The sequence below is a fragment of the Caulobacter sp. HMWF025 genome (assembly GCF_003060965.1).
Taxonomy (GTDB): Bacteria; Pseudomonadota; Alphaproteobacteria; order Caulobacterales; family Caulobacteraceae; genus Caulobacter.
The window spans coordinates 11,603-12,491 of record NZ_QAII01000147.1; the positions used below are offsets into that span (position 1 = coordinate 11,603).

Sequence of the window (889 nt, forward strand, 5' to 3'; positions counted from 1 at the left end):
GGTGTTCACCGAGACCGACAATGACTAGCAGTGGCGATCTGAAGGTCTGGTTTCGGCGCCTGTGCTGATGGCTCCTCACGACCCAAGTCGGTCCTTGCACGCCATCTTTTGCGCAGCTAGGCCAAGGCTAGCGAGGTGGAAGAGATGTTCCGTTTCAAGTGCGCGAGCTGCGATGACTGGCACGAAGGCATGCCCGGCTTTGGAGCTTCTGCGCCCCTTGATTACTATGCAGTTCCGGATGCGGATCGAGATATTCGATGCGATTTGACAGCGGATACATGCGTCATCGATCAAGAGTTCTTCTTTGTGCGGGGCTGTATAGAAACTCCGGTTGATGGAGCTGATGAGCCCTTCATTTGGGGCGTATGGGTTTCCCTCAATCGCGAACACTTTGAGGAGTTTCTCGCCGTGCAAGGTGCGCCATCTAGGTCGACGTACGGTCCTTACTTTGGTTGGCTCTCGGCGGCCTTCAAAACCTATCCCGATACCGAAGAGCTCAAAGCGAAGGTTCACCTCAGGGATAACGGACTTCGCCCCTACATCGAACTGGAGCCGACGGACCATCCGCTTGCGCTAGAGCAACGGACAGGCATCTCCGTTGAACGCGTGGCTGAACTGTACGCGGCCTACATGCACTAGGGTCCGTCAACCACCCAGAATAGAAGATCGGAAGGTCAGCTTTCGGCACCGGCGACCGGCTTTGTCGGTAGCGGTGCATTCCCGCATTTCAGGGCGGGAATGACGATGGGTTGGGAGCTCACGCAGTGGTCCCGGATCTTCGCGCTACGCACGCGTCCGGGATGACCGTTAGGATGACGAGCCTGCAACCGAGCCCACGCCCATGACCGACGCCCCGCCCACCCTGAAAAACCTCACCGTCGAGGAGGCC

General features: G+C 58.0%; 1 protein-coding gene. It reads left to right on the forward strand.

Features of this window, described 5'->3' with window-relative positions; translation table 11 throughout:
- Positions 1-144 precede the first annotated feature (144 nt).
- Positions 145-639, forward strand: coding sequence for a DUF2199 domain-containing protein (locus DBR10_RS15460; RefSeq protein ID WP_108504718.1), 495 nt, complete (start codon positions 145-147; stop codon positions 637-639).
- Positions 640-889 lie beyond the last annotated feature (250 nt).

What these genes read in the sequence shown, in the direction of transcription:
- DBR10_RS15460 (WP_108504718.1), top strand. Translation starts at nt 145, where the DNA reads ATGTTCCGTTTCAAGTGCGCGAGCTGCGATGACTGGCACGAAGGCATG.